The sequence below is a fragment of the Acidovorax sp. NPDC077693 genome (genome assembly GCF_044542805.1).
Taxonomy (GTDB): domain Bacteria; phylum Pseudomonadota; class Gammaproteobacteria; order Burkholderiales; family Burkholderiaceae_C; genus Acidovorax.
The window spans coordinates 37542-59867 of sequence record NZ_JBITVD010000022.1; the positions used below are offsets into that span (position 1 = coordinate 37542).

21 protein-coding genes are annotated in these 22326 nt (G+C 66.6%); 10 read left to right on the top strand and 11 right to left on the bottom strand.

The genetic code is table 11. The annotated features are described in order from the left end of the window. The first annotated feature begins 9 nt into the window (after positions 1 to 9). The 5 genes from ACIGHN_RS24820 (at position 10) to ACIGHN_RS24840 (ending at position 5037) form a co-directional block, all read left to right on the top strand. Positions 10 to 1065, top strand: a complete 1056-nt coding sequence (locus ACIGHN_RS24820; protein WP_396506768.1) for an acyltransferase family protein — start codon at positions 10 to 12, stop codon at positions 1063 to 1065. Beyond that, entirely contained in the window at positions 1062 to 2624 is a 1563-nt protein-coding gene (locus ACIGHN_RS24825) for a hypothetical protein (RefSeq protein WP_396506770.1), read from the top strand. Before ACIGHN_RS24820 ends, ACIGHN_RS24825 begins: the two co-directional genes overlap by 4 nt. Positions 2625 to 2673: 49 nt before the next feature. Beyond that, on the top strand, positions 2674 to 3666 hold the full coding sequence (locus ACIGHN_RS24830) for a glycosyltransferase family 2 protein (protein ID WP_396506772.1): 993 nt from the start codon (positions 2674 to 2676) through the stop codon (positions 3664 to 3666). Then, positions 3663 to 4109: a GtrA family protein gene (locus tag ACIGHN_RS24835; protein WP_396506774.1), complete on the top strand. Its 447-nt coding sequence runs from the start codon at positions 3663 to 3665 to the stop codon at positions 4107 to 4109. The genes ACIGHN_RS24830 and ACIGHN_RS24835 overlap by 4 nt, the downstream gene beginning before the upstream one ends. 139 nt (positions 4110 to 4248) lie before the next feature. Then, positions 4249 to 5037 carry an HAD-IIB family hydrolase gene (locus ACIGHN_RS24840; protein WP_396506776.1) on the top strand — a complete coding sequence of 263 codons (789 nt, stop codon included), beginning with the start codon at positions 4249 to 4251 and terminating at the stop codon, positions 5035 to 5037. Between the two features lie 200 nt (positions 5038 to 5237). Here ACIGHN_RS24840 and ACIGHN_RS24845 read toward each other — a convergent pair whose 3' ends face one another. The 5 genes from ACIGHN_RS24845 to ACIGHN_RS24865 form a co-directional block, all read right to left on the bottom strand. Further along, a complete protein-coding gene (locus tag ACIGHN_RS24845; RefSeq protein WP_396506841.1) occupies positions 5238 to 6473 on the bottom strand; it encodes an ROK family protein in 1236 nt (411 codons plus the stop codon). Positions 6474 to 6525: 52 nt separating this feature from the next. Next, complete coding sequence (locus ACIGHN_RS24850) at positions 6526 to 6978, bottom strand: RbsD/FucU family protein (RefSeq protein WP_056162796.1); 453 nt, start codon at positions 6976 to 6978, stop codon at positions 6526 to 6528. Between the two features lie 24 nt (positions 6979 to 7002). Beyond that, positions 7003 to 7815, bottom strand: coding sequence for an ATP-binding cassette domain-containing protein (locus ACIGHN_RS24855; RefSeq protein ID WP_056414330.1), 813 nt, complete (start codon positions 7813 to 7815; stop codon positions 7003 to 7005). A gap of 2 nt (positions 7816 to 7817) precedes the next feature. Next, a complete protein-coding gene (locus ACIGHN_RS24860; RefSeq protein WP_396506778.1) occupies positions 7818 to 8777 on the bottom strand; it encodes an ABC transporter permease in 960 nt (319 codons plus the stop codon). A gap of 87 nt (positions 8778 to 8864) precedes the next feature. Continuing rightward, on the bottom strand, positions 8865 to 9872 hold the full coding sequence (locus tag ACIGHN_RS24865) for a sugar ABC transporter substrate-binding protein (RefSeq protein WP_396506843.1): 1008 nt from the start codon (positions 9870 to 9872) through the stop codon (positions 8865 to 8867). 253 nt (positions 9873 to 10125) lie between these two features. Between ACIGHN_RS24865 and ACIGHN_RS24870 the strand changes: the two genes are divergently transcribed. Beyond that, a complete protein-coding gene (locus ACIGHN_RS24870) occupies positions 10126 to 11133 on the top strand; it encodes a PfkB family carbohydrate kinase (protein ID WP_396506779.1) in 1008 nt (335 codons plus the stop codon). 75 nt (positions 11134 to 11208) lie between these two features. Here ACIGHN_RS24870 and ACIGHN_RS24875 read toward each other — a convergent pair whose 3' ends face one another. The 3 genes from ACIGHN_RS24875 to ACIGHN_RS24885 form a co-directional block, all read right to left on the bottom strand. Then, complete coding sequence (locus ACIGHN_RS24875; protein WP_396506780.1) at positions 11209 to 12930, bottom strand: NYN domain-containing protein; 1722 nt, start codon at positions 12928 to 12930, stop codon at positions 11209 to 11211. A gap of 291 nt (positions 12931 to 13221) precedes the next feature. Next, a complete protein-coding gene (locus ACIGHN_RS24880; RefSeq protein WP_396506781.1) occupies positions 13222 to 14184 on the bottom strand; it encodes a Bug family tripartite tricarboxylate transporter substrate binding protein in 963 nt (320 codons plus the stop codon). Positions 14185 to 14379: 195 nt separating this feature from the next. Beyond that, complete coding sequence (locus ACIGHN_RS24885) at positions 14380 to 14811, bottom strand: Lrp/AsnC family transcriptional regulator (RefSeq protein WP_056162782.1); 432 nt, start codon at positions 14809 to 14811, stop codon at positions 14380 to 14382. A gap of 132 nt (positions 14812 to 14943) precedes the next feature. On the opposite strand from ACIGHN_RS24885, the gene ctlX reads away from it, so the two are divergent. After that, positions 14944 to 15900, top strand: a complete 957-nt coding sequence (ctlX, locus tag ACIGHN_RS24890) for a citrulline utilization hydrolase CtlX (RefSeq protein WP_396506782.1) — start codon at positions 14944 to 14946, stop codon at positions 15898 to 15900. Positions 15901 to 16103: 203 nt separating this feature from the next. Here ctlX and ACIGHN_RS24895 read toward each other — a convergent pair whose 3' ends face one another. Beyond that, positions 16104 to 16448: a hypothetical protein gene (locus tag ACIGHN_RS24895; RefSeq protein WP_396506784.1), complete on the bottom strand. Its 345-nt coding sequence runs from the start codon at positions 16446 to 16448 to the stop codon at positions 16104 to 16106. A 404-nt stretch (positions 16449 to 16852) separates the two neighbouring features. Between ACIGHN_RS24895 and ACIGHN_RS24900 the strand changes: the two genes are divergently transcribed. From ACIGHN_RS24900 to ACIGHN_RS24910, 3 genes are read left to right on the top strand one after another with little or no spacing between them, the layout of a single operon-like run. Continuing rightward, positions 16853 to 17890 (top strand): ABC transporter substrate-binding protein, encoded by a 1038-nt coding sequence (locus tag ACIGHN_RS24900; protein WP_396506786.1) that lies wholly within the window; start codon positions 16853 to 16855, stop codon positions 17888 to 17890. Then, entirely contained in the window at positions 17887 to 18786 is a 900-nt protein-coding gene (locus ACIGHN_RS24905) for an ABC transporter ATP-binding protein (protein WP_396506788.1), read from the top strand. Before ACIGHN_RS24900 ends, ACIGHN_RS24905 begins: the two co-directional genes overlap by 4 nt. Further along, entirely contained in the window at positions 18779 to 19636 is an 858-nt protein-coding gene (locus tag ACIGHN_RS24910) for an ABC transporter permease (protein WP_396506789.1), read from the top strand. The genes ACIGHN_RS24905 and ACIGHN_RS24910 overlap by 8 nt, the downstream gene beginning before the upstream one ends. A 281-nt stretch (positions 19637 to 19917) precedes the next feature. On the opposite strand, the gene ACIGHN_RS24915 is transcribed toward ACIGHN_RS24910, so the two are convergent. Then, positions 19918 to 20310 carry a 4Fe-4S binding protein gene (locus ACIGHN_RS24915; RefSeq protein WP_396506790.1) on the bottom strand — a complete coding sequence of 131 codons (393 nt, stop codon included), beginning with the start codon at positions 20308 to 20310 and terminating at the stop codon, positions 19918 to 19920. Next, complete coding sequence (locus ACIGHN_RS24920; RefSeq protein WP_396506791.1) at positions 20307 to 21959, bottom strand: FAD-dependent oxidoreductase; 1653 nt, start codon at positions 21957 to 21959, stop codon at positions 20307 to 20309. The genes ACIGHN_RS24915 and ACIGHN_RS24920 overlap by 4 nt, the downstream gene beginning before the upstream one ends. Positions 21960 to 22326 lie beyond the last annotated feature (367 nt).

Here is a 22326-nt window from a genome sequence, read left to right on the forward strand (position 1 = left end):
CGCAAACGCATGATGAAACAGTCTCTCGCGCAGGCTACCCATCCGGGTAACAACCTCGACGCCATCCGTATCGTCGCAGCCACCATGGTGCTGTTCAGCCACCATCACGCTCTCACCGGCCAGATGGAGCCATCGTTCTTCGGCATCCACAGCATTGGCGGGTTGGCCGTCACGATCTTCTTTGTCATCAGCGGCTATCTGGTCAACGCCAGTTGGCAGAGAGATCCTCATCTGTGGCGCTTCGCGCTACGACGGGTTCTGCGCATTTGGCCAGCGCTAACGGTAGTGCTGGTGCTGACGGCCTATGGTCTCGGCACGCTGATCACGAAGTTACCCGCCGTGGAGTACGTGACACACCGAGCCACCGCCGACTACCTGCAAGGGTTATGGATGAAAATTCATTTTGTCCTCCCAGGGGTGTTTGAGGACAACCCTTACCGTAGTGGCGTCAATGGTTCGCTATGGACAATTCCTATCGAGGTACGTTGCTACATCGTTCTGGGTCTGATGGGAGTGCTGGGACTGCTCAGGTACCGCCCTGTTCTCCTACTGAGCGTGATTTTCTACATGGCGTGGTTTCTGACGCGCAGCAATGCCGACGTAACAGGCGCTGTCAACTACACGCGAGAACTGGGCGCCTTCTTTTTGGCAGGCGCTGCGCTGTATACACTGGAGCCGTACTGGCGCCGCCGGCCTGCAACCTGGGCCGCCATCATCGCCGTGGCAGTCGCCATTGCCTGGGCGGCTAACTGGCGGCATACCGCTTTGCTGATCGGCTTGCCATTCCTGATCGTGTTTGTTGGCACGAGTGCCACGCCCGTCATCCGGCGCGCAGGGCGCTGGGGGGATCCATCCTATGGGATTTATCTCTATGCCTTTCCTATTCAGCAGACTGTTATTCAGTACGCTTGGCCACAAGCTGGGTTCACAGGCACGTTATGCCTGGCTTTGCTGCTGACAGTGCTTGCCGCCTATGCCAGTTGGTATTGGATCGAAAAGCCTGCGCTGGCCTTCAAGCCACGCAAATCTGCCAATCCATTGGTACGTACCGAAACCTCTGCATGACCTCCCCTATGGCATTCCAGCGAATTCTTACCCGCCCTGGCGCCACGGCAATCGCCACCATGCTGCTACTGGCATGCGGTGCGCTACTGCGATTCCATCATCTAGGGGATTTCAGTTTTTGGGACGATGAGCTGTTTTCCGTCAGCAACGTCGTACGTGCGGGGCCGTGGAACGGCCCGCTGTTGGCTGAACGAAGCATGGCGCACTTGGAGATTTCCGACAGTTTCTGGACATGGAAGCTGGCGGATCCACATCCACCGCTCTACGAAATGCTCTTGGTTCCCTGGATTGCACTGTGGGGAATGTCCGAATTCGCCGTACGCAGTCTCAGCGCAGCCTTCGGCATCCTGACGATGCTGTCAGCGCTTGCATTGCCACGCAGCATCACACCACCAACGCGCCTGGTGTATTTGATGCTGCTGGCAATGTCGGGCTGCTTACTGATCTACAGTCAGGAAGCGCGTAACTACGCGCTCAGCGCCTGCCTGTGTGCCTGGATGCTGGTGTGCCTACTGCGGGATATGGAGTACGCCCCCGAGCGATTGAAGGAAGGCCGTGTCTCCATCGGACTGCTGATCCTTGGCGGTATGCTGGCTTTCACGCACTATTACGGCTTGGTGTTCGCGTGCAGCATCGCGTTCTACCTGCTGACGCAGGTGCGCAGCGTGGCAGCTTTCGTGCGCCTGTCTTGGCGCTGGTTGGCGGCGTTGGCAACCACGTTCATATACATTGGTCTGGGCTGGGTGGGCATTCTCACCAAGCTGAATGCAGCACCACCCGAGCCGCTGTCGTTTGCCATGTCATTCAAGCGCAACGTCCTTGGACTGCTGCGCGATTTTTACCCTGCAGCAGTCGGTACTACTGCGTTCTGGGTATTCATGCTGCTGGGACTGGTCGGGATTTGCGCTTATCTGCATAAACGCCCCTCCCCAAGCCTACGCGCAGCCATTCTTATGATTACGGGTGTGCTGTTGCTGTTTTTTGTGGTGCAAGTCATCGGCACGCGACGCGCTGAGTTCATCCATGAGCGCTACATGATTTTCATGGTGCCCGGATGCCTGCTGCTGGTCTCACTTTTCACGCAACTGCCTGGCTGGCCCAAGGTGGCTGCGGGGCTGCTGGTGATCGCATTGCTACCCGCAGGATTGGGCGTGTGGCAGCAATCACCCAAGCCTATTGGCTTCGGGGATTGGCGCGGTGGAGCGGCACTGGTTTCCAACCTTTACCGGCCTGGCGACGTGATCCTGGTGCCCATGGATCAGCCCGTGCTAATGACCTACTTCCAGCATTACCTGAAAGACCACATTCCTATGGAAGAGCTTGAGCGCAACATGGTGGGCGGACGCCCGATTGCGACGCTGGTGGAGCAGGTGCGCCAACGTGAACGCCTTCCTAACCGCGTCATCATCTTCAGCCATTACGCATTCAGAAACACAACGAGCGCGGTACTGCAGCAGTTGCAAACGGAGCTGCATTGCAAGCCCGGGCCTCTTCAATCGGCCCAGGCCATTCACGTGATTGAAGTTGCTTGCGGTGAAAGCACAGCCACAACGCGGTGAAAGCACTTTTTACGCGGCTCATTGCGACCACTGCATAACATTCAATGCCATGAAAAAGCTCATCTCTATTGTGGTGCCTGCCTACAACGAGGAGCAGGTGCTTCCGCTGTTTCATGTACGCATTGACCAAGTCATCACCTCCCTGGATCGCTATGACTGGGAGATCGTGTTCGTCAACGACGGCAGCAAGGACGGCACGCAGCGCCTGATCGAGGAATTGCAAACGCGCGATCCGCGCATCTCCAGCGTCAACCTGTCGCGCAACTTCGGTAAGGAACCCGCCATGACCGCGGGTTTGGAGCATGCGCGCGGCGACGCCGTGGTCGTGATTGATGCAGACCTCCAGGATCCACCCGAACTGATAGAGCAGTTTTTACAAGCATGGGAGGATGGTTTTGACATCGCCTATGCAGTTCGCACCCATCGCGATGGAGAAACCTGGCTGAAAAAAGCAACCGCCGCGCGCTTTTACCGGGTGATGGGCAAGGTGTCGAACGTTCAAATACCAGCAGACACTGGAGACTACCGCCTGATGAGCCGCCGCACAGTCGATGCCCTGCTGAAGTTACGTGAACACCATCGCTTTATGAAAGGGCTGTTCGCCTGGGTGGGATTTCCCTCCAAAGCCATCGAATATCGGCGGGACCCGCGCGCGGCCGGGATCACCAAGTTCAACTATTGGAAACTGTGGAACTTCGCGCTGGAGGGAATTACCTCCTTCACGATAGCGCCTCTCAAAGTGGCTACCTATTTGGGAATTCTGATCTCGATGTTCGCCTTCTTCGCGGGCACATGGATCACGCTCAAAACCCTGCTGCGCGGGGATCCTGTAGCGGGGTACCCCACCCTGATCGTCACGATGCTGTTCCTCGGTGGTGTCCAGTTGCTGTTCATCGGCATTCTGGGAGAGTATCTAGGCCGCATTTACAACGAAACCAAGAATCGGCCACTGTATCTGGTGCAGCAGTACCGGCCGGCCACGACAGCGACGGTCGCCGAGCGCATTCAGCACCAGCAGCTTGAGCCCGACCGTCGGACATGACCAATGCCCCTTCGCCCTCCCTGCGCCAGTTTGGATGGTTTGCAGCCGCTGGCACGTTGGGTTTCATCGTAGATGCCAGTTTGCTGTACGCCACCGCTGGCTTCCTCGGGTGGTATGGAGCACGCGCTCTATCGTTCGTTGGAGCGGCCACGGCAACTTGGCTGATCAACCGCCGATGGACGTTTCGCCCGCCCGCCCCAACCTCGGATTCAACAAACTCCCGTGCGCCTGACACGCCATTGCTGCAGGAGTATGTGCAATACCTGTCATCCATGTTGGGGGGCGCAGCGCTCAACTACGGCACCTATGTAGCCGTATTGCACTACGCCAATGGCAGGGCCATTCCTTATGCACCGATATTGGGCGTCGCGGCAGGCTCCATAGCAGGCCTGTTTGCCAACTTTCTGGTCGCGCGATATTGGGTATTTCGACACAGGCCATAGCCGCGCTCCAACTTGGCGTTGCCTCAAACCCGGCAGTGCCAAAGCGTCCGCAAAGTACCCAATGTTTTCCGCACTGCACCCTTGCACCAGATCCTCCTCTGCGGGGGAAAGTAAGAACGTCCCCCATGAAAGCCATATCGTGAATCCTCTAGACCAGTGGCCTCATCATGCAAGACGGCACGTCACGGGTATGTTGACAGACATCGACGACACCCTTACCACCGACGGTGCCATCACGACTGAGGCCCTGAATGCCATTGCAGGCCTGAGGTCTGCTGGAATACCCATCATCCCCATCACCGGCCGCCCCGTCGGCTGGAGCGAACCTTTCGCACTGTCTTGGCCCGTGGACGCCATCGTGGCCGAGAACGGCGCCGTCGCGCTGATCCGGCAAGCCGATGGTTCGCTGAACAAGCTCTACCAGCAGGACGCCACCACCCGCAACGCCAACTTCGCCCGCATGCAGCAGGTATTGGCCCAGATCGAGCACGAAGTCCCCGGCGCGCGCCGCGCCGCCGACTCCGCGGGCCGCGAGTGCGACATCGCCATCGACCACAGCGAGTTCACGCAAATGCCGCAGGCGCACATTGATCAATGCGTTGCGCTGATGCAGGCCGCGGGCATGAACGCCACCGTGAGCAGCATCCACATCAACGGCTGGTACGGCACGCACAACAAGCTCGAAGGCGCGCGGTGGATCGTGCGCGAGCTGTTCGGGCGTGACCTGGATGCCGAGATCGACCAGTGGGTGTACGTGGGTGACTCCACCAACGACCAGCTCATGTTCCAGCACTTCCCGCACAGCGTGGGGGTGGCCAACATTGCGCGGTTCGTGCCGCAGCTGCAGCACCTGCCGCGGTACGTGACCGAGGGTGAACGGGGCGCGGGGTTCGCGGAAGTGGCGCGGGCCATTCTGGCAGGCCGGTGAAGCAGCGGGCTTGATGGCGACGCCTGCGGCGGGGCGTTCGTTGGATGTCGGCGGGTGCACCCTCCACACCCTCCAATATCCCCCAGGCTCCCCATTGAAGGTGCCATCCATCAAAAATGGCACCTACCGCTTGATAGACAAGCGCAAGCAGCTATTTAATTCATAGCAACCACTCTGCACATAACGTCGAGCGCAGCGCGTCAAGCCTTCAAGAAAATCTCGTGGTCCGGCGCAAAGCACGCATGCAGCGGCAGCAGCGCACCGCCCAGCGCGCGGGCATCCGAGCCGATGCTGCCCAGCTCCAGCCGGGGCGGCTGGTGCAGGCCCTCCCAGTTGTAGTCGGCCAGCGAACGGCGTGCGCCTTCGCACAGCGCCTGCAACAGCTCCGGTGCGCAAGCGCCGTCCAGCACCACGGCGTCCAGGTCGAGGAAGGCGGTGGCCGACACGATGCAGTGCGCCAGCGCCGCCGCGGCGCTGTCGATCCACGCGCGGCTGTGGACCAGCCAGGGGGCCTGCAGCACGCGCTTGTCGTAGGCGGCCATGGGGTCCAGGCCGTGGGCGCGAAAGCGCTGCTCCAGCTCCCACAGCGATGCCTGGCTGATGAGCTGCGCGGGGGCCTGGCCCGCCGGGGCGGGCGCCAGGGGCAGCGAGGCCACGGCGCCTGCGTTGCCGTGCAGGCCGCGGTGCAGGTGCGAGTTGATGACCAAGCCACCACCGATGAACGTGTCCATGAACAGGTACAGAAAGCTCGGGATGTCGCGCCCGCGGCCCTGCAGCAGCTCGGCCACGCAGGCGGCCGAGGTGTCCTTGGCAAAGCTCACGGGCAGCTCGGTCATCTGCTGCACCTGCTCGGCCAGGTCGATGTTGTTCCACGCTTCCGATTGCGCCTCGGTCAGCCCCAGCATGCGGTGCCAGCCGCCCAGCTGGAACGGGGCTGCCACGCCCACCCCCACCACGCGCGAGCGCAGCGGGCCCAGGCCGTCGAGCAGCTGGTTCAGGTGACGGCGGATGGCGGGCAGCAGCACATCGATGTCGGGGAACGCATAGTCCAGCACCACGCGCTCGCGCACGTGGCCGGTGAAGTCGACCAGCAGCCAGTCGGCGCTGCGCCGGCCGATCTTGATGCCGATGGCAAACGCGCCGTCCGGGTTCAGGCCGATGGGGACCGAGGGCTGGCCCACGCGGCCGCGCACGGGGGCTTCGCGGCGCAGCAGTTGGTCTTCGTCCAGCCGCGCGGTGATGAGGCCGATGGTCTGCGCGGTGAGCCCGGTGACGCGCGCCATCTCGGCCTTGGCCAGGCTGCCGTGCGTGCGCAGTGCCTGCAGCACCACCCGCTCGTTGAACTGGCGCAGCCCCACGTGGTTGGAGCCCCGCTGGCGCAGCCGCACCGGCCCGGCGGCTGCGGGCTCAGGTGCGTCTGCAATGGCGTCAGGCAGGTCTGCGGAGTCGACAGGGATCACGGTGGTGGTGGCAGAAAAATGTGCGGGATCAGGGCTGCAAAGTGTCGCCGATGACGCCCTTGCGCAGCAGAAAGTTTCCCCAGGGCTGCAGCTCGCCAGTCACCACGATGGCGTACGCGCGCCGGGCGCGTTCGTAGAACGCGAAGCGCTCCACGCCTTCGGCCTGCTCGCTGGCCACGCCTTCGCGGGCCAGCACCTGCAGGGTGTCGCGCTGCAGGGCCGAGCGGTACGGCGCCTCGGTGCCGCCCACCTGCATGTAGGCCACGGGGTGGGGCACGTCCTGCGCCAGCGGCAGCACGCTGGCCACGGCCTGCACGGCGCGGGCCATGCCGATGCCGGGCAGGCGCAGCACGGGCTTGCCAGCCCCAAGGCTCATGGCGGTGAAGTTGGCGTCGGCCAGCACGATGGCGTCGTCATGGCCCATCTCGGCCAGCACCTTGAGCAGGTCGGGGGTCAGCAGGGGATCGATGTTCTTGAGCATGGATAGGCAACGGAGCGGAAACGTTCAGGCCAGGCATTCAGCGGGCAGCTCCGACGCGGCCATGGCGCCGGTCATCACGGCCACGGTGTCGCTCATGCTGATCTTCTTGGGGTTGACGACGGCAGCACGCTTGCCCAGCCGGGCGATGTGGATGCGGTCGGCGATCTCGAACACGTGGGGCATGTTGTGGCTGATGAGGATCACGGGCAGGCCCTTGTCGCGCACGCGGCGGATCAGCTCCAGCACCATGTTGCCCTCCTTCACGCCCAGCGCGGCGGTGGGCTCGTCCATGATGACCACGTGCCGCGCAAAGGCCGCGGCGCGCGCCACGGCCACGCACTGGCGCTGCCCCCCCGACAGCGTCTCCACCGCCTGCGTCATGGACCGGATGCCCACCTTCAGCTCGTTCATGCGCGCCACGCTTTCTTCGAGCATGCGCTTCTTGTCCAGCATGCGCAGCACGCGGCCGGCCATGCCGGGGCGCAGCAGCTCGCGGCCCAGGAACAGGTTCTCGGCGATGGTCATGGCCGGGGCCACGGCGAGGTCCTGGTAGACGGTCTCGATGCCCGCGCGGCGCGCGTCGATGGGGCTCCTGAATTGCACGGGGGCACCGTCGAGCAGCACCGTGCCCTCGTCCGGCACGGTGGCACCCGACAGCGCCTTGATCAGGCTGGATTTGCCCGCGCCGTTGTCGCCGATCACGGCCATGATCTCGCCGGCGCGCAGCTCGAAGTCGGCACCGTCGAGCGCCACGACCTGGCCGTAGCGCTTGACCAGGCCCTTGGCCTGCATCACCAGCGGTGCGGTGGGTGGAGAAGATTGTTGAGCGGCGTTCATCATCAACGCACTCCTTTGCGCGAGAGTTGGTCGGTGGCCACGGCCAGGATCACGAGGATGCCGGTGACCAGGATCTGGTAGACGGACGACACGCCCATCAGCGTGAGCCCGTTGCGGAACACGCCCACGATGAGCGCGCCCACCAGCGTGCCCAGGATCACCCCGCGCCCGCCGAACAGGCTGGTGCCGCCCAGCACCACGGCGCTGATGGCATCGAGGTTCTCGGTCTGCCCCGCATTGGGGTCGCCCGCGCCGGTGCGCGCCACCGACAGCAGCGCGGCGATGCCGTAGAACACGCCGGCCAGCATGTACACGAAGAGCAGCACGCGGTCCGTCGGGATGCCCGTAAGGCGCGTGGCCTCGGGGTTGTTGCCCACGGCGTAGATGTGGCGGCCGGGCGCGGTCTCGCGCAGGAAGAACCACATCGCCACGTACAGCGCCAGCATCAGCAGCGCGCCCCACACCACGGCCGTGCCGCCGACCTGGAAGGTGTTGCCCAGCACCGTCATGCCGCCCGGGATGTCGGTGATGGTCTGCGCGCCCGAGTACAGCTGCGTGGCAGCGAAAGCGATGTTGAGCGTGCCCAGCGTCACGATGAACGGCGGCAGCTTGACCTTGGTGACCAAGAGGCCGTTGACCATGCCGAACAGCGTGGTCACCGCCATGCCGCAGGCGATCGCCACGGGGGCCGACAGGCCGTAGTCCGACGCCACCTTGGTCATCACGATGCCGCCCAGCGCCATGACCATGCCGCACGACAGGTCGATGCCCGCGGTCAGGATGACCAGCGTCTGCCCGATGGCGATCACGCCCACGACCATCACCTGCTGCAGGATGAGCGCGAAGTTCTGGCTCGACAGGAAGCGGTCGCTTTGCAGCGCGAAGAAGCCGCAGGCCAGCAGCAGCGCGATGAAGGGCCCGAGCGTGGCCAGCGGGGGGAGCTTGGAGGCGGTGGTGTTCATGGCATTCGGAGGATTCGGTCAGTCAGCGCGCCGGGCCCGGGCCCGGCGCAAAGCGGCCAGCTGTCTGCCGGCCGGTCCACGGCACGTTTACTTCGCGCCCCAGCACAGGTCCGTGCCGGTCTTCACGTCCTTGCTGTCCACGCCCGGCACGGCCTTGGCGGCGATCAGCGTCACGCCGGTGTCGGTGTAGCCACTGACCTTCTTGCCGGTCTTGGCGTGCTCCACGCCAGCCGCCACGCCCAGCGCGGCCATGCGCAGCGGGTACTGCTGGCTGGTGGCGGCGATGGCGCCCTTGCCCACGTCGGCCACGCCGGCGCAGCCGCCGTCCACCGACACGATGATCGTGCCCTTGTCCTTGCCCGCGGCCTTCAGGGCGTTGTAGGCACCGGCGGCGGCGGGCTCGTTGATGGTGTAGACGAGGTTGATGTCGGGGTTCTTCTGCAGGCAGTTTTCCATGCCGGTCTGGCCCTTGGCGCGGTCGCCGAAGCTGTCGGCCATGCACACCACCTCGGCGGGGCGCGACAGCTCATTGCTCTTGGCATCGTTGGCCTGCAGGCCGAATCCCTTGAGGAAGCCGTTGTGGCGCTGGGCACCCACGGGGTGGCCGGGGTGCAGGTCCAGCATGGCGATCACGGGCTTCTTGCCGGCCAGCGCCGCCTTGGCGTACTGGCCGATCAGCTCGCCGGCCTTGTAGTTGTCGGTCGCGAACAGAGCATCGGTGGCGTCCACGGGGTCGGTGGGGCTGTCGAGCGCGATCACCATCACGCCCTTGGCCTGGGCCTTCTTGATGGCCGGCACGATGGCCTTGGCGTCGCTCGGGGTGATCAGGATGGTGGTGGCGCCCGCGGCGATCAGGTTCTCCATGGCCGTGACCTGGCCGGCGTTGTCGCCGTCGGTCTTGCCCGCGGCCGACACCACCTTGGCGCCCAGCTTCTTGGCTTCGGCCGTGGCGCCTTCCTTCATCTTCACGAAGAAGGGGTTGGTCTCGGTCTTGGTGATCAGGCCGATCACGGGCTCGGCAGCCTGGGCCAGGCCACAGGCCAGGGCGCCAGACAAGGCAATGGCGGACAGCACGAAAGCAGGGGCGCGTTGGATCACGGTTGTCTCCTTGGAACGGATGGCTGAAACCCCGGGCGCCACACGGTGCGGCACCTCGGGAACACCACTCTTGTCGGGTGGATGGGATCGAACTATAGTGCGTTGCAATTTAATAAATCAAGTGGATTTAGTTATGGTTTTCCCTAGCCGATCAGCACCTGACACCGCCACCCTCACACCGCCCCCAGGGTCGCGCGCTGCCCTAGAACCAACGGCTTCCACGCCCACCGACGCAGCACCAGCCCTGCGGGTGGCCACCGCCGGAGAGGCCCTGTTCGACCTGATCCAGGAGGCTGACGGACGCCTGCGGCCCTGCGCGGGCGGGGCCGTCTACAACCTCACCCGTGCGCTGGGCCTGCAGGGCGTGGGCACGATGTACCTGAACCCGCTGTCGGCCGACCTGCTGGGCCGACAGCTTTTGCAGGGCCTGCACGACGCCGGCGTGGCCCTGGCATCGCCCGTGCCCGTGCGCGCGCCCAGCGCGCTGGCGGTGGCCGCGCTGGATGCCGAGGGCAAGGCCAGCTACAGCTTCTACCGCGATGGCGTGGCCGACCGCCAGGCCACGGGCGACGCGCTGATCGCCGCCTGCACCGCCCTGCCCGGCCTGCAGGTGGTGGCCACCGGCTGCCTCGCGCTGGTGGCGCAGGACGCAGGCATCTACCTGCCGTGGCTTGCAGCCCAGCGTGCCGCCGGGCGCATGGTGGTGGTCGATGCCAACCTGCGCCTGTCGGCCGTGGACGACGTGCCCGCCTACCGGGCCAACGTGATGGCCGCGCTGCAGCACGCCCACCTCATCAAGGTGAGCGACGACGACCTGGACGCCCTGGCCGTGCCGGGCGGCACCGCACTGCAGCGCGCCCGGCACCTGCTGGACCACACCCGCGCCCAGTGGCTGGCCCTGACGCTGGGGCCCGGCGGCGCGTGGCTGCTGCAGCGCGACGGCCAGGCCGTGCATGCGCAAGAGCACGCGCCTTTGGCCGTGGCCGACACCGTGGGGGCGGGAGATTGTTTTCTGGCCGGTCTCATCACCGCGCTGCTGGCGGGGCCGGAGCGGGGGCAGGAGGCCCTGTGCGAGCGCCCCGGGGGCTTGGTGGCCCCGCTGGCTACCGAGCGGCTGCACGCCGTGCTGTGGCATGCGCTCGCCAGTGCCAGCCATTGCGTGGAGCAGGTGGGCTGCGTGCCCCCCCGCTACGACACGGTGCGCCAGCGGCTTGCCGCGCAGGCGGGCGCGTCCGCCGTACAGGCCGCCGCCGCATAAGGCCAGGGTTGCATTGGCTGGCGGCGCGTGTCAGCCGTGCGGCAGGCGTTCAGCCCGGCCGGCGGCTGGCACCGCTCACTCAGCGGGCTTGGTGGTCTTGGCCGCGCTGCGCGGCTTGCGGGCGCGGGGCGCTGGGGTCTTTGCAGCGGCCTCTGGAGTTGCTGCTGTTGCAGCAGCCGCGGCGGCCTTGGGTTTGGCCGATGCTGTTCGTGGCTTGGGCGCTGGCTCGGGTTGCGATGCAGCCGCCGGTGCCTCCGAGTCGCCCGTTGCTGCCTTGCGCCCGCTGGTCTTGCGCGCAGCCGATCCGGCGCGGCGGCTGCGGGGTGCAGGGGCGTCGGCTTCTTCGGCTGCGTCATCGGGTGCCTCGACCATCGCGGGCGCTGAGGCCTGGTGGTCATCGTCGGCAACCCGCTGCTGACCTGGCGCGCCGGACTCGTCCTCGTCATCATTCAACATGGCATCGCGACGCGCCGGGGCGTCGACCGCAGCGGGCGCAGGCGCTGGTGCGGCCGCCGGCTGACTGAAGTAGCTGCGGGTCGGGCGCTCCGGCTGTTCGTCATCCTGCACATTGCGCGTATCCCGCATGTCCCGCATGTCCCGCGTGTCCCGCGTGTCACGAGCATCTCTAGCCTCACGTGAATTGCGGGAGTCACGCGAATCACGCGAATCACGGCCATCGTGAGCATCCAAGGCGATGTCGTGCTGCTGGTCGCCATGGCCCTCTGCCTGCCCATCGCGGCGCATCTCTGCGTGCTGCGGTGCCGACGAGCGCCCAGCGCCTTCGCCGCGGCGCCCGCGCGAGCGGCCACCGCGGCCATTGCCGCCGCCGCCTTCGCCCTGGCCTGCCGAGGTGTCCGGCACCGAAGCCACGGCATGGAAATCGTGGCGGACGTGACCCGCTGCGCCCCCCTGCCGCTCGGCCGGTGCGTCGGCGCGGCCCGAGGGATCGGCACTGCCTGCGCCCATTCCGCCGCCCAGCGAGCGGAACACATACGCGCCGGACTTCTCGTCACGGCCGAACTCCAGCAGGCCGCGTGCCTGCGCTTCCTCCAGCAGGTTGCCAAAGGTGCGAAAGCCGTAATAGCTCTCGCTGAAATCGGGCTTGCGGCGCTTGATGGCTTCCTTGAGGACCGACGCCCAGATCTTGCCGCTGTCGCCGCGCTCGGAGGTCAGCGCCTCGAAGGTCTCCACCGCCAGCTCCACGCCCTGGGTGCGGCGCACGTCCTGGGTTTCCTTGCGGTGGCGCTCTTCCTCGGGCGTGCGGCGCGGCGCGGGGGCCGAGCCGGGGTTCTGGCGCCGGGCCATCGCGCGCTGGTTCTCGCGCACCAGGTCGTCGTAGAAGATGAATTCATCGCAGTTGGCGATGAGCAGGTCCGACGTGGACTGCTTCACGCCCACGCCGATCACCTGCTTGTTGTTCTCGCGCAGCTTGGACACGAGCGGGGAGAAGTCCGAGTCGCCGCTGATGATCACGAAGGTGTTCACGTGCGACTTGGTGTAGCACAGGTCCAGCGCGTCCACCACCAGGCGGATGTCCGCCGAGTTCTTGCCCGACTGGCGCACATGGGGGATTTCGATCAGCTCGAAGTTCGCCTCGTGCATGGTGGCCTTGAAGCCCTTGTAGCGCTCCCAGTCGCAATAGGCCTTCTTGACCACGATAGAGCCCTTGAGCAGCAGGCGCTCCAGGATGGGCTTGATGTCGAACTTTTCATACTGCGCATCGCGCACGCCCAGGGCGACGTTTTCGAAGTCGCAGAACAGGGCCATGCTGATGCTGTTGTCGGAGGGGGATGCCATAAATGCTCGCGGTATTCCGTTCAATGTTGGGACGGATCATCACACGGAACGTCATACACCTCCTCCGGAGGCCATGTCGCGGTACCGATGAATAGCGTGAGGGCGGACCTTCAGTGACAAAAGTTTGCCAGCGAAACGTCGTGACTGGCGCGTCCCAGGCCAGTGCCCCCGCGCAAGGGCCGCCAAGCCGCTTGCGGCGCTTCACTTCCGTGCGCTGGGGGCGTCCCCCTCCCGCCAGCGCAGCGCAGCGAGAGAGGGGGAAGCGGCGCAGCCGCTCAGGGGGTGCTCACTTCAACTCGGCTTGGCCAGGCCCAGTTTTTCCACCAGCGCCTTCTCGCGCGTGAAGGTGTCTTGCGCAAACTTCTTGTACGCCGACGTGCTCATGTACATCGGCACCATGTCGTAGCGGGCCAGCGCGGTCTTGTAGCTGTCTTGCTCCATCGCCTGCTTGAAGGCATCGTGCAGGCGCTTGACCACCGCATCGGGCGTGCCCTTGGGCGCGCCGATGCCGAACGGCGAGTTTTGCACCAGGTTCAGCCCCAGCTCCTTGAGCGTGGGCGCATCGGGGAACTTGGCCAGGCGCTCGGCGCCCCAGGTGTTGAGCACGCGCAGCTTGCCGGCCTCGACCTGCGGTGCAAAGCCGGTGGAGTCGGCCGCCGCCATGATCTGCCCGCCCAGGATGGACTGCATCAGGTCCGCACTGCCCTTGTAGGGCACGTGCAGCAGCTCGATGCCCAGTTGCTGCGCGATCAGCTCCATCGTCAGGTGCGGGCTGGTCATGGTGCCGGTGGAGCCGTAGCTCAGCTTGCCGGGATTGGCCTTGGCCCAGGCCACGAAGTGCGTCCAGGTCTTGAGCGGCGAGTCGGCGGGCACCACCAGGCCGAACGCATAGCCGGTGACGTTGAGCACGTAGCTGATGTCCTTGACCGGGTCCCAGTTGATCTTGGTGGTGTAGGGCAGGCGAAAGACGCCCAGCGGAATCTGCGCCACGGTGTAGCCGTCGGCCGCAGCGCCCTGCAGCGCCTGCGCGGGCAGCGTGCCGCCGGCGCCGGGCTTGTTCTCCACGATGACCGGCTGGCCCAGGATCTTGCTGGCGCTGTCGGCCAGCGAGCGCATGGTGATGTCGGTGGGGCCGCCCGCCGGGAAGGCGATCACGAGCTTGATGGGCTTGCTCGGAAAGCTCTGGGCCTGCGCCATGAATGCGGGGGCGGCGACGCTGGCGGCTCCCCATTGGATGATCTGGCGACGTTGCATGGCGGGGCTCCTGAAAAAGCAAAACAAAGACTTCGCCATTGAACTGCAGCCGGCACGACGGCGGTGATGCGGAAACCCCCTAGCCGGTGTCGCCAATGTGGCACCAAGCGCTTCAGGCGCTGCGCTGGCTGGGCGGTCGCGTGCCGAACATCGCCGACCGCCAATCTGCTGCCAACTTTCTGCCGACCTTGGGGCTCAAGCCTTGTAGGTCGACAGCAGGATGCTTGTTTCCGTGTTCGCAATGCCGGGCGTCAGGCGAATGCGTCCCAGCGCCGCATCGAACGCCTCCAGGCTCTCGGCGCGCACTTCGGCCACGATGTCCCAGCGGCCGTTGGTGGTGTGCAGCGTGCCCACCATGGGCTCGCCGCGCAGCGCGCGGATCACCTCGGGCGCGGCGTTGCCCTCCACCGCGATGCTCATCCAGGCGCGGATGCGCTGGGGCTCGGAGTCGGGCCGCAGGCGCACGGTGTAGCCCACGATGACGCCGCTTTCCTCCATCTTGTGCAGCCGGTTCTGCACGGTGCCGCGCGAGACGCGCAGTTTGAGCGCCAGTGTGGCCACGGGCGTGCGCGCGTCGGCCCGCAGGATGCTGAGGATTTCGCGGTCGGTGTCGTCCAGCCTGTTCATAGTGGGTCTCTGGGTGATCAGAACGCCAGATTTTGCTGCATTTCGATCAGTTTGAAGTCTTTTGGTTGGCTGGCACTGTCCGGAAAATTCATGCACCGCCGCCTTGCCGCCATCTTGCAACCACTGACCGCCATGCCCTCACCCGCCTCTGCCCAAGCCCCGTCCGCCGTCGTGATGGTCCGCCCCCACCGCTTTCACCCCAACCCGGACACCGCGCACGACAACGCCTTTCAGTCTGCACCCACCAACGCCCCCCCGGACGACATCGCGCGCCAGGCATACGCCGAGGTGACCCAGGCCGCCGCGCAACTCGAAGCCGCCGGCGTGCATGTGCACCTGTTCGACGACCTGGGCGAGCGCCACGCGCCCGACGCGGTCTTCCCCAACAACTGGTTCTCCACCCACGCCGGCGGCCACGTGGCCGTGTACCCGATGTACGCACAGAGCCGGCGGCGCGAGCGCCGCAGCGACGTGCTGGACCTGCTCAAGGCACAGTACCGGGTGCAGGACGTGATCGACTACTCGGGGCTGGAGGCCGACAACATGTTCCTCGAAGGCACCGGCGCGATGGTGCTCGACCACATCGGCCGCATCGCCTACACCGCGCAGTCGAACCGCGCCGACCCGGTGGCGCTGGAGCGGTTCTGCACCCACTTCAACTACGAGCCCATGGCCTTTGCCACGGCCGATGGAGAGGGCCGGCCGTGCTACCACACCAATGTGATGCTGTGCGTGGGCACCGACTTCGCGCTGGGCGGGTTCCACCTGATCACCGACCCCTTGCGACGTGAGGCTGTGCGAAGCCGCCTGCGCGAAACCGGCCGCGACGTCATCGAACTGAGCGCCCACCAGATCGGCGAATTCGCGGGCAATGCGCTGGAGCTGACCGGCGCCCGGGGCCGTGTGCTGGCCCTGTCGGCGCGCGCCGCCGCCAGCCTGACCGCGGCGCAGAAGGCCGTCATCGAACGCAGCGCCACGCTGCTGCCGCTGGCCGTGCCGACCATCGAACTGGCGGGCGGGTCGGTGCGCTGCATGCTGGCGGGCGTGCACCTGGCGCGGCGCAGCACGGTGGACGCCCGGCCCCACTGACAGCCCGCAGCGCAGTGGGCCAGTAGACGACGTTGCTGCCGCGCTGCGTAGACACTGGGGTTTTTGATTAAAAAAGCCCTCTACCGCTTGGTAGGCAAGCGCTAAAAGCTATATTTTTAATAGCAATCACCTTCCAAGCGCTGCGTAGCGCACCGCCTGCCGCCCCATCCCGCCAACAGTTCCCTGGCAAGTCACCACCCAGCTCACGGGCGCGGCACGTTGGTGGTCTCCACATCCGCATCGCACCCCACGCCCGCCGCAATCCAGCGCCGAGCCAGCCAGGCCAGCGGTACCGTCAACCAGCGCTGCCGCAAGCCCGTCACCTCGCCCGGGTCGGCCACCATGCCGCACAGGTACCGTGCGTGCGCACCGTCCCACCGCAGCGCCACGCAGGCGCCATGGCGACGGCGCGACACCACCACGCCCAGCGGGCAGGGCTCGGCCAGGCAGCACAGGCCGCAGCCGTTGCAGGGTGCGCCCACGGCCGGCTTGGGCGGCGCGTCGGCGTGCAGCCAGACCACGGCGTGGCGCGGGGGTGGGGTCGTCATCGCGCCATTGTGCCGACCGCCCGCCTCCTTGCGCATCCACCACACCGATGCGCCGCTTTGCAGCGCCCCGCGGCCACTGCTGGCTTTGCAGCAACGGGCGCCAAAGCACGCACGCCCTGCTGCAAACCCAGCAGCCGTGCACAACCCCTCGCACCCCAGCCGTGGCGCCCTCGATTGCTGTCAGCTGTCACACACGTCAACGCCGCAAGGTGCGTTTATCCCGGCGACGCAGCGCACAGGCGGTGCCGACGCAGCGCCCCGGAGCCATGCGCGATTTCCGCATAAGCAGCATCGACGCCGTGGCACGCGGGTTGCGGAAGGCAGGGGGTCTCAGACCGCGGTAACGGCGCCCGGCCTGAGTGAATGCACACGCACTGCGCTGCACACCTCACTGAACCACTGCAATGAAGGGACTCCCCATGCTCGATCTGTCGAAACGCTTCCTGCTGGTCTCCGCGCTGGCGCTGGGCCTGGCGGCCCCTGCCGCCGCGCAGAACCTGGAGAAATCCGAAATCCGCTACCAGGGCTGGGCCGGCCAGGTGGTCTGGATCGAACTGGCCGAAGACCTGGGCTACCTCGCACCGCTCAAGTCCAAGTGGGTGGGCAACACCATCAGCGGCCCGCAGGACATCCAGACCGTGGTGACCGGCGATGTGGACATCGGCGGCGCCTTCTACGGCGCCATCATCAAGCTCGCGGCCAAGAAGGCGCCGGTCAAGGCCGTGCTGGGCTACTACGGCTCGGACGACAACACCTACAACGGCTACTACGTCAAGGACGACAGCCCCATCAAGGGCCCGCGCGACCTCATCGGCAAGAAGGTCGCGGTGAACACGCTGGGCGCGCACCACGAGTTCATGCTGCGCGAGTACCTGGAGCGCGGCAAGCTCACCAACGCCGAGGCCAAGCAGGTCACGCTGGTGGCCACGCCGCCCGTCACTGGCGAGCAGGCGCTGCGCCAGGGCCATGTCGAAGTCTCCACGCTCGGCGGCGTGCTGCGCGACAAGGCGCTGGAGCGCGGCGGTATCCGGCCGCTGTTCAAGGACCGCGACCTGTTCGGCAACTTCACCGGCGGCGCACTGGTGCTGCACAACAAGTTCATCGAGCAGAACCCCAACACCAGCCGCCACCTGGTATCGGCCCTGGCCCGCTCCATCGAATGGGCTCGCAACACACCACCGGCCGAAGTGCGGGCGCGCTACACCAAGATCATCGAAGGCCGCAAACGCGCCGAGACCGCCGACGCCATCCAGTACTGGAAGAGCACCGGCGTGGCCGGCAAGGGCGGCCTCATCACCGACAAGGAACTGCAGATCTGGGTGGACTGGCTGGTGAAGGACGAAGTCGTCAAGCCCGGCCAGCTCAAGGCCGCCGACCTGTACACCAACGCGTTCAACCCCTACGCCAACGGCGGCGTGGACAAACTGGCGGCCAGCAAATGACCAGCGCCATTCATCCCCACACCGCGGCCACTGCCGCGACCAACGCGCCGGCCAAGATCCGCTTCGAGCACGTGACCAAGGAGTTCACCGTGCGTGCGGACGACGGCGGCCCGTCCAAGCGATTCGTGGCCGTGCAGGACGTGACGCTCGACATCCGCCCCGGCGAATTCCTGGTGCTGGTGGGCCCGAGCGGCTGCGGCAAGTCCACCCTGCTCGACCTGCTCGCGGGCCTCACGCCGCCCACCAGCGGCCAGGTGCTCATCGACGGCAAGGCCATCACCGGCCCCGCGCGGGACCGGGGCGTGGTGTTCCAACAGTACGCGCTGTTCCCGTGGCTCACCGCGCTCGACAACGTGGCCTTCGGCCTCGAAGTCGCGGGCCTGGGCAAGCGCGAGCGCCGCGAGAAGGCCGCGCACTACCTGCAGCTGGTGGGGCTGTCCGACTTCGCGCAGCGTTACCCGCACGAATTGTCGGGCGGCATGAAGCAGCGCGTGGCGATTGCCCGCAGCCTGGCTTACGAGCCCCAGGTGCTGCTGATGGACGAGCCCTTTGCCGCACTGGACGCCCAGACGCGCGAGACGCTGCAGGAAGAGCTGGTCGGCATCTGGCAGCGCACCGGCAAGACCATCGTGTTCATCACCCACGGCATCGACGAGGCCGTGGTACTGGGCCAGCGCGTGGCGGTGATGACCACCCGCCCCGGCCGCATCAAGGAAATCGTGGACATCCCCGAATCGCTGCGCGCAGAGACCGACGACATCCGCTCGCTGCCGCTCTTCGGCGAGCTGCGCCACCGCATCTGGGGCCTGCTGCACGACGAGGTCGCGTCCGCGCGCCACGAACGCCGCAGCCGCATCGCCGCCCAACCCGTGATCAAGGAGTCCCACCATGTCTGACATCGCCCTGCCCGCGCACGCTACGCAGCAACCCGCAACCGCCCTGCCCCATGCCGCACAGGCGCTGCCCACCCTGTGGTTGCGCCTGGCCCGCCGCGTGGCCAACGGCGCCTGGCGCTCCGGCCTGGTGCTGGCGCTGGCCGTGCTGTGGGAGCTGGCGCCCCGCCTGGGCCTGACCGACCCGACCTTCCTGCCGCCCCTGACCGAAGTGCTGGCTGCGGGCTGGGTGCTGGCGCAAAACGGCCAGCTGTGGGAGCACACCTCCATCAGCCTGGCGCGCTCGCTCGGCGGCCTGTCGATCGCCATCGTGGCCGCCATTCCGCTGGGCCTGGCCATCGGCTGGTACCAGCGGCTGGGCCAGGCGCTCAACCCGCTGATCGAGCTGCTGCGCAACACCGCGCCGCTGGCGCTGCTGCCGGTGTTCCTGCTGCTGCTGGGCATCGGCGAAGTGTCCAAGCTGTCCATCGTGGTCTATGCCTGCGCCTGGCCGCTGCTGCTCAACACCATCGCCGCCGTGCGGCAGGTAGACCCGCTGCTGGTCAAGTCCGCCCGCACCATGGGCGCCACGCCGCGCCAGCTGTTCGTCAAGGTCATCCTGCCCGCGTCGGTGCCCACGATCTTCGTCGGCATCCGCCTGGCTGCCGCATCGGCCATGCTAGTGCTGATCGCCGCGGAAATGGTGGGCGCGAAGGCCGGGCTGGGCTACCTCATCATCTATGCGCAGTACAGCTTCTTGATCGGCGACATGTACTTCGGCATCATCGCGATCACGGCCATCGGCGTGACGCTGAACTATGCGCTGCAGCGGCTGGAGCGGCACTTCACGGCGTGGCAGGGGGTGGCGCGTTGAGATCCCTTTGCCGTTCACGCTGAGCCTGTCTATGCGCCGCGCAAGGCTTCGACAAGCTCAGCCCGAACGGTGGGAATGGCTCGAACGCTGCCCGTACTGTCCATCACCCAACACCCAGGCCACTGCGCGCAAATGCAGTGGCCTTTTTTCTTCACCATCCACATGCCCCCACCCGTTCACGCTGAGCTTGTCGAAGCGCCACACGAGGCTTCGACACGCTCAGCCCAAACGGTTGGAATCTGGATCGAATGCGGCCTGCACCGGCCATCCTCAGAAACCCGTCAGCGCAACGCCGCACCCAGCAGGTGGTAACTCTGGTCCAGCCGTGCAGTGCTGCCATCCCGCACATCCCAGCCCACAGCGCGTCGGTAGCTGCCCCACAGCGGGGCCGCAGGCTGAGCGGGCCCGGCCTCGGTGAGCGCTGCCACCGGCACGGTCTGCGGCGCCACGTACAGGGCATCCACGGGGCAATACAGCTCGCACATGAAGCAGGTCTGGCAGTCGGACTGCCGGGCAATGACCGGCAGAAGGCCCGCAACGTCGGCGTTGACCTCGACACCCGCACCCGCAGCAGACGCCGCCGATGCAGGCGCCGCATCGAACACACGGGTCGGGCATACCGCCACGCAGATGTTGCAGCCCGTGCAGCGGGCCGCGTCGATCAACTCGATCATGCGGCCACCGCCTCGCGCTGCACGGCAGCGCCATCGCCCGCCGGGTGCCGCCCTGTCCATACCTGCTGCAGCCCGCCCACCACCACATGGTGCTGCTGCGCCGGGTCCATCTGCGCAAAGTCCGTGCGCCGGTGCATGCCCCGCGTCTCGGTGCGCGCCAACGCGCTGCGGTACATCCACCGGGCGTGGGCCAGCAGAGCCACGGCCTGGCGCGTGCGGCGCTGCGCCTCGGGCAAGGCCGGGGCACTGCGCTCGGCCTGCGCCCACAGGGCATCCAGGCGCTGCAGCGACGGCTCCAGCCCATCGCGGCTGCGAAACCAGTTGCGCTCCAGCGGGAAGACCTCGGCCTGCACCGCCGCCACCAGGGCCTGCGGATCGATGCGCTCAGTGGCCGTGGTACGGATGTGCGAACACGCCGCCAGCCCCACCTGCCCCGCCCGCCACACCGGCGCAGCGGCAGGCGTGCTGCGGTGCGCCAGCGCGTGGTCGGCCGCGCCCGCACCGGACCAGAACCCCGTAGACAGCGCCCAGGCTGCGTTGTGGCTGCCGCCGCCGGTAAAGCCGCCGCAGATCGGCTCGCGCGAGGCCACGTCGCCGGCGGCGTACAGCCCCGGCACGCGCGTGGCGCCATCGAGCCCCTGCAGCTGCAGGCCGCCGGTGCCGCGCACTGTGCCTTCGAGCCGCAGGGTGATGGGGAACGGCTGGGTGAACGGGTCCAGCCCCAGCCGGTCGAAGGGCAGGAAGAAGTTGGGCTGCGCCTGCCGCATCCAGGAGCGCACGGCGCCGTCGGCCTTGTCGAGCACGGCAAACACCGGCTCGCTGATCAGGCGCCGCGCGATGATGCTGCGGCCCTGCGACGAGCCCGCGCCGTCGATCACGGCGCCGCCCGGGTCGCGAAAACTCGCCCAGTTGTAGAACAGCGATTTCGTCACGCTCGAGAACGTGGGCCCCAGGCCATAGGCGCTTGAAAACTCCATGCCCGAGAACACCGCGCCCGCCTCGGCCGCCATCAGGTGGCCGTCGCCGGTGAGCACATCGGTGCCCAGCGCCTTGCTCAAAAAGGCGCAGCCACCGCTGGCCAGCACCACGGCGCCGGCGTGTAAGGCCCAGGGCACATCGCCAGGCTCTGCGACGCCCGTTGCCCCACGCACCTGGCCCCGGGCATCCACCAGCAGTTCGAGCGCGGGGTGGTGGTCCAGTATGCGCACGCCCGCCGCCTTCACCCGCTTGCGCATCAGGCGCATGTACTCGGGGCCCTGCAGCGAATTGCGTCGCTCGTTGCCCGCGTCGTCCACCGGAAAGGGATAGCCCCAGTCGGCCAGCTGCTGCAGGTTGTGCCAGGTCTGGTCCAGCACCTTGTCCATCCACGCGTGGCTGGCCAGGAAGCCGCCCACCGCCTCGCGCTGCGCCTTGGCGGCGGTGCGGGCCTGCAGGTCGGGCGGCACCCACCAGGTGCCGGTGCCCGACGGCGCGGTGGCACCCGAGGTGCCGCAAAAGCCCTTGTCCACCAGCACCACGCGCGCGCCGCGGGCTGCGGCGGCAATGGCAGCCCAGGTGCCGGCGGGGCCGCCGCCGATCACCAGCACGTCGGTGTCGTGGGTCGGTGCGGCCAGGCGCTCGGCGCGGCGGATGTCGGCGGACTCATACATTGCAGATCTCCTCGAAAGAAGGGGTGCTGGACCGGTGGGAACTCATACGGATTTGCGTTCCGTCATTCAACATTCGTTCGGGCTGAGCTCGTCGAAGCCCCGCGCGGCGCTTCGACAAGCTCAGCGTGAACGGCTTTGTATTTTTGAAAGCAATGGGTATCCGCAATCCATTCGCTGCGCGCCACCCACAACGCATGAAACGGGCGCGGCCCAGGCCAGTGCACCCGTGGAACTGGCTTTGCCAGGCCACCGGGTGCGTCCCCTTCCCGTAGCACGCAGTGCGTAGGGAGAGGGGCTGAGTGCCGCGGCTCCAAGCCTGCCTGCGCAGGCTTGGACGGCAACGAAGAGCGGTCGCCTCTGGCGAACG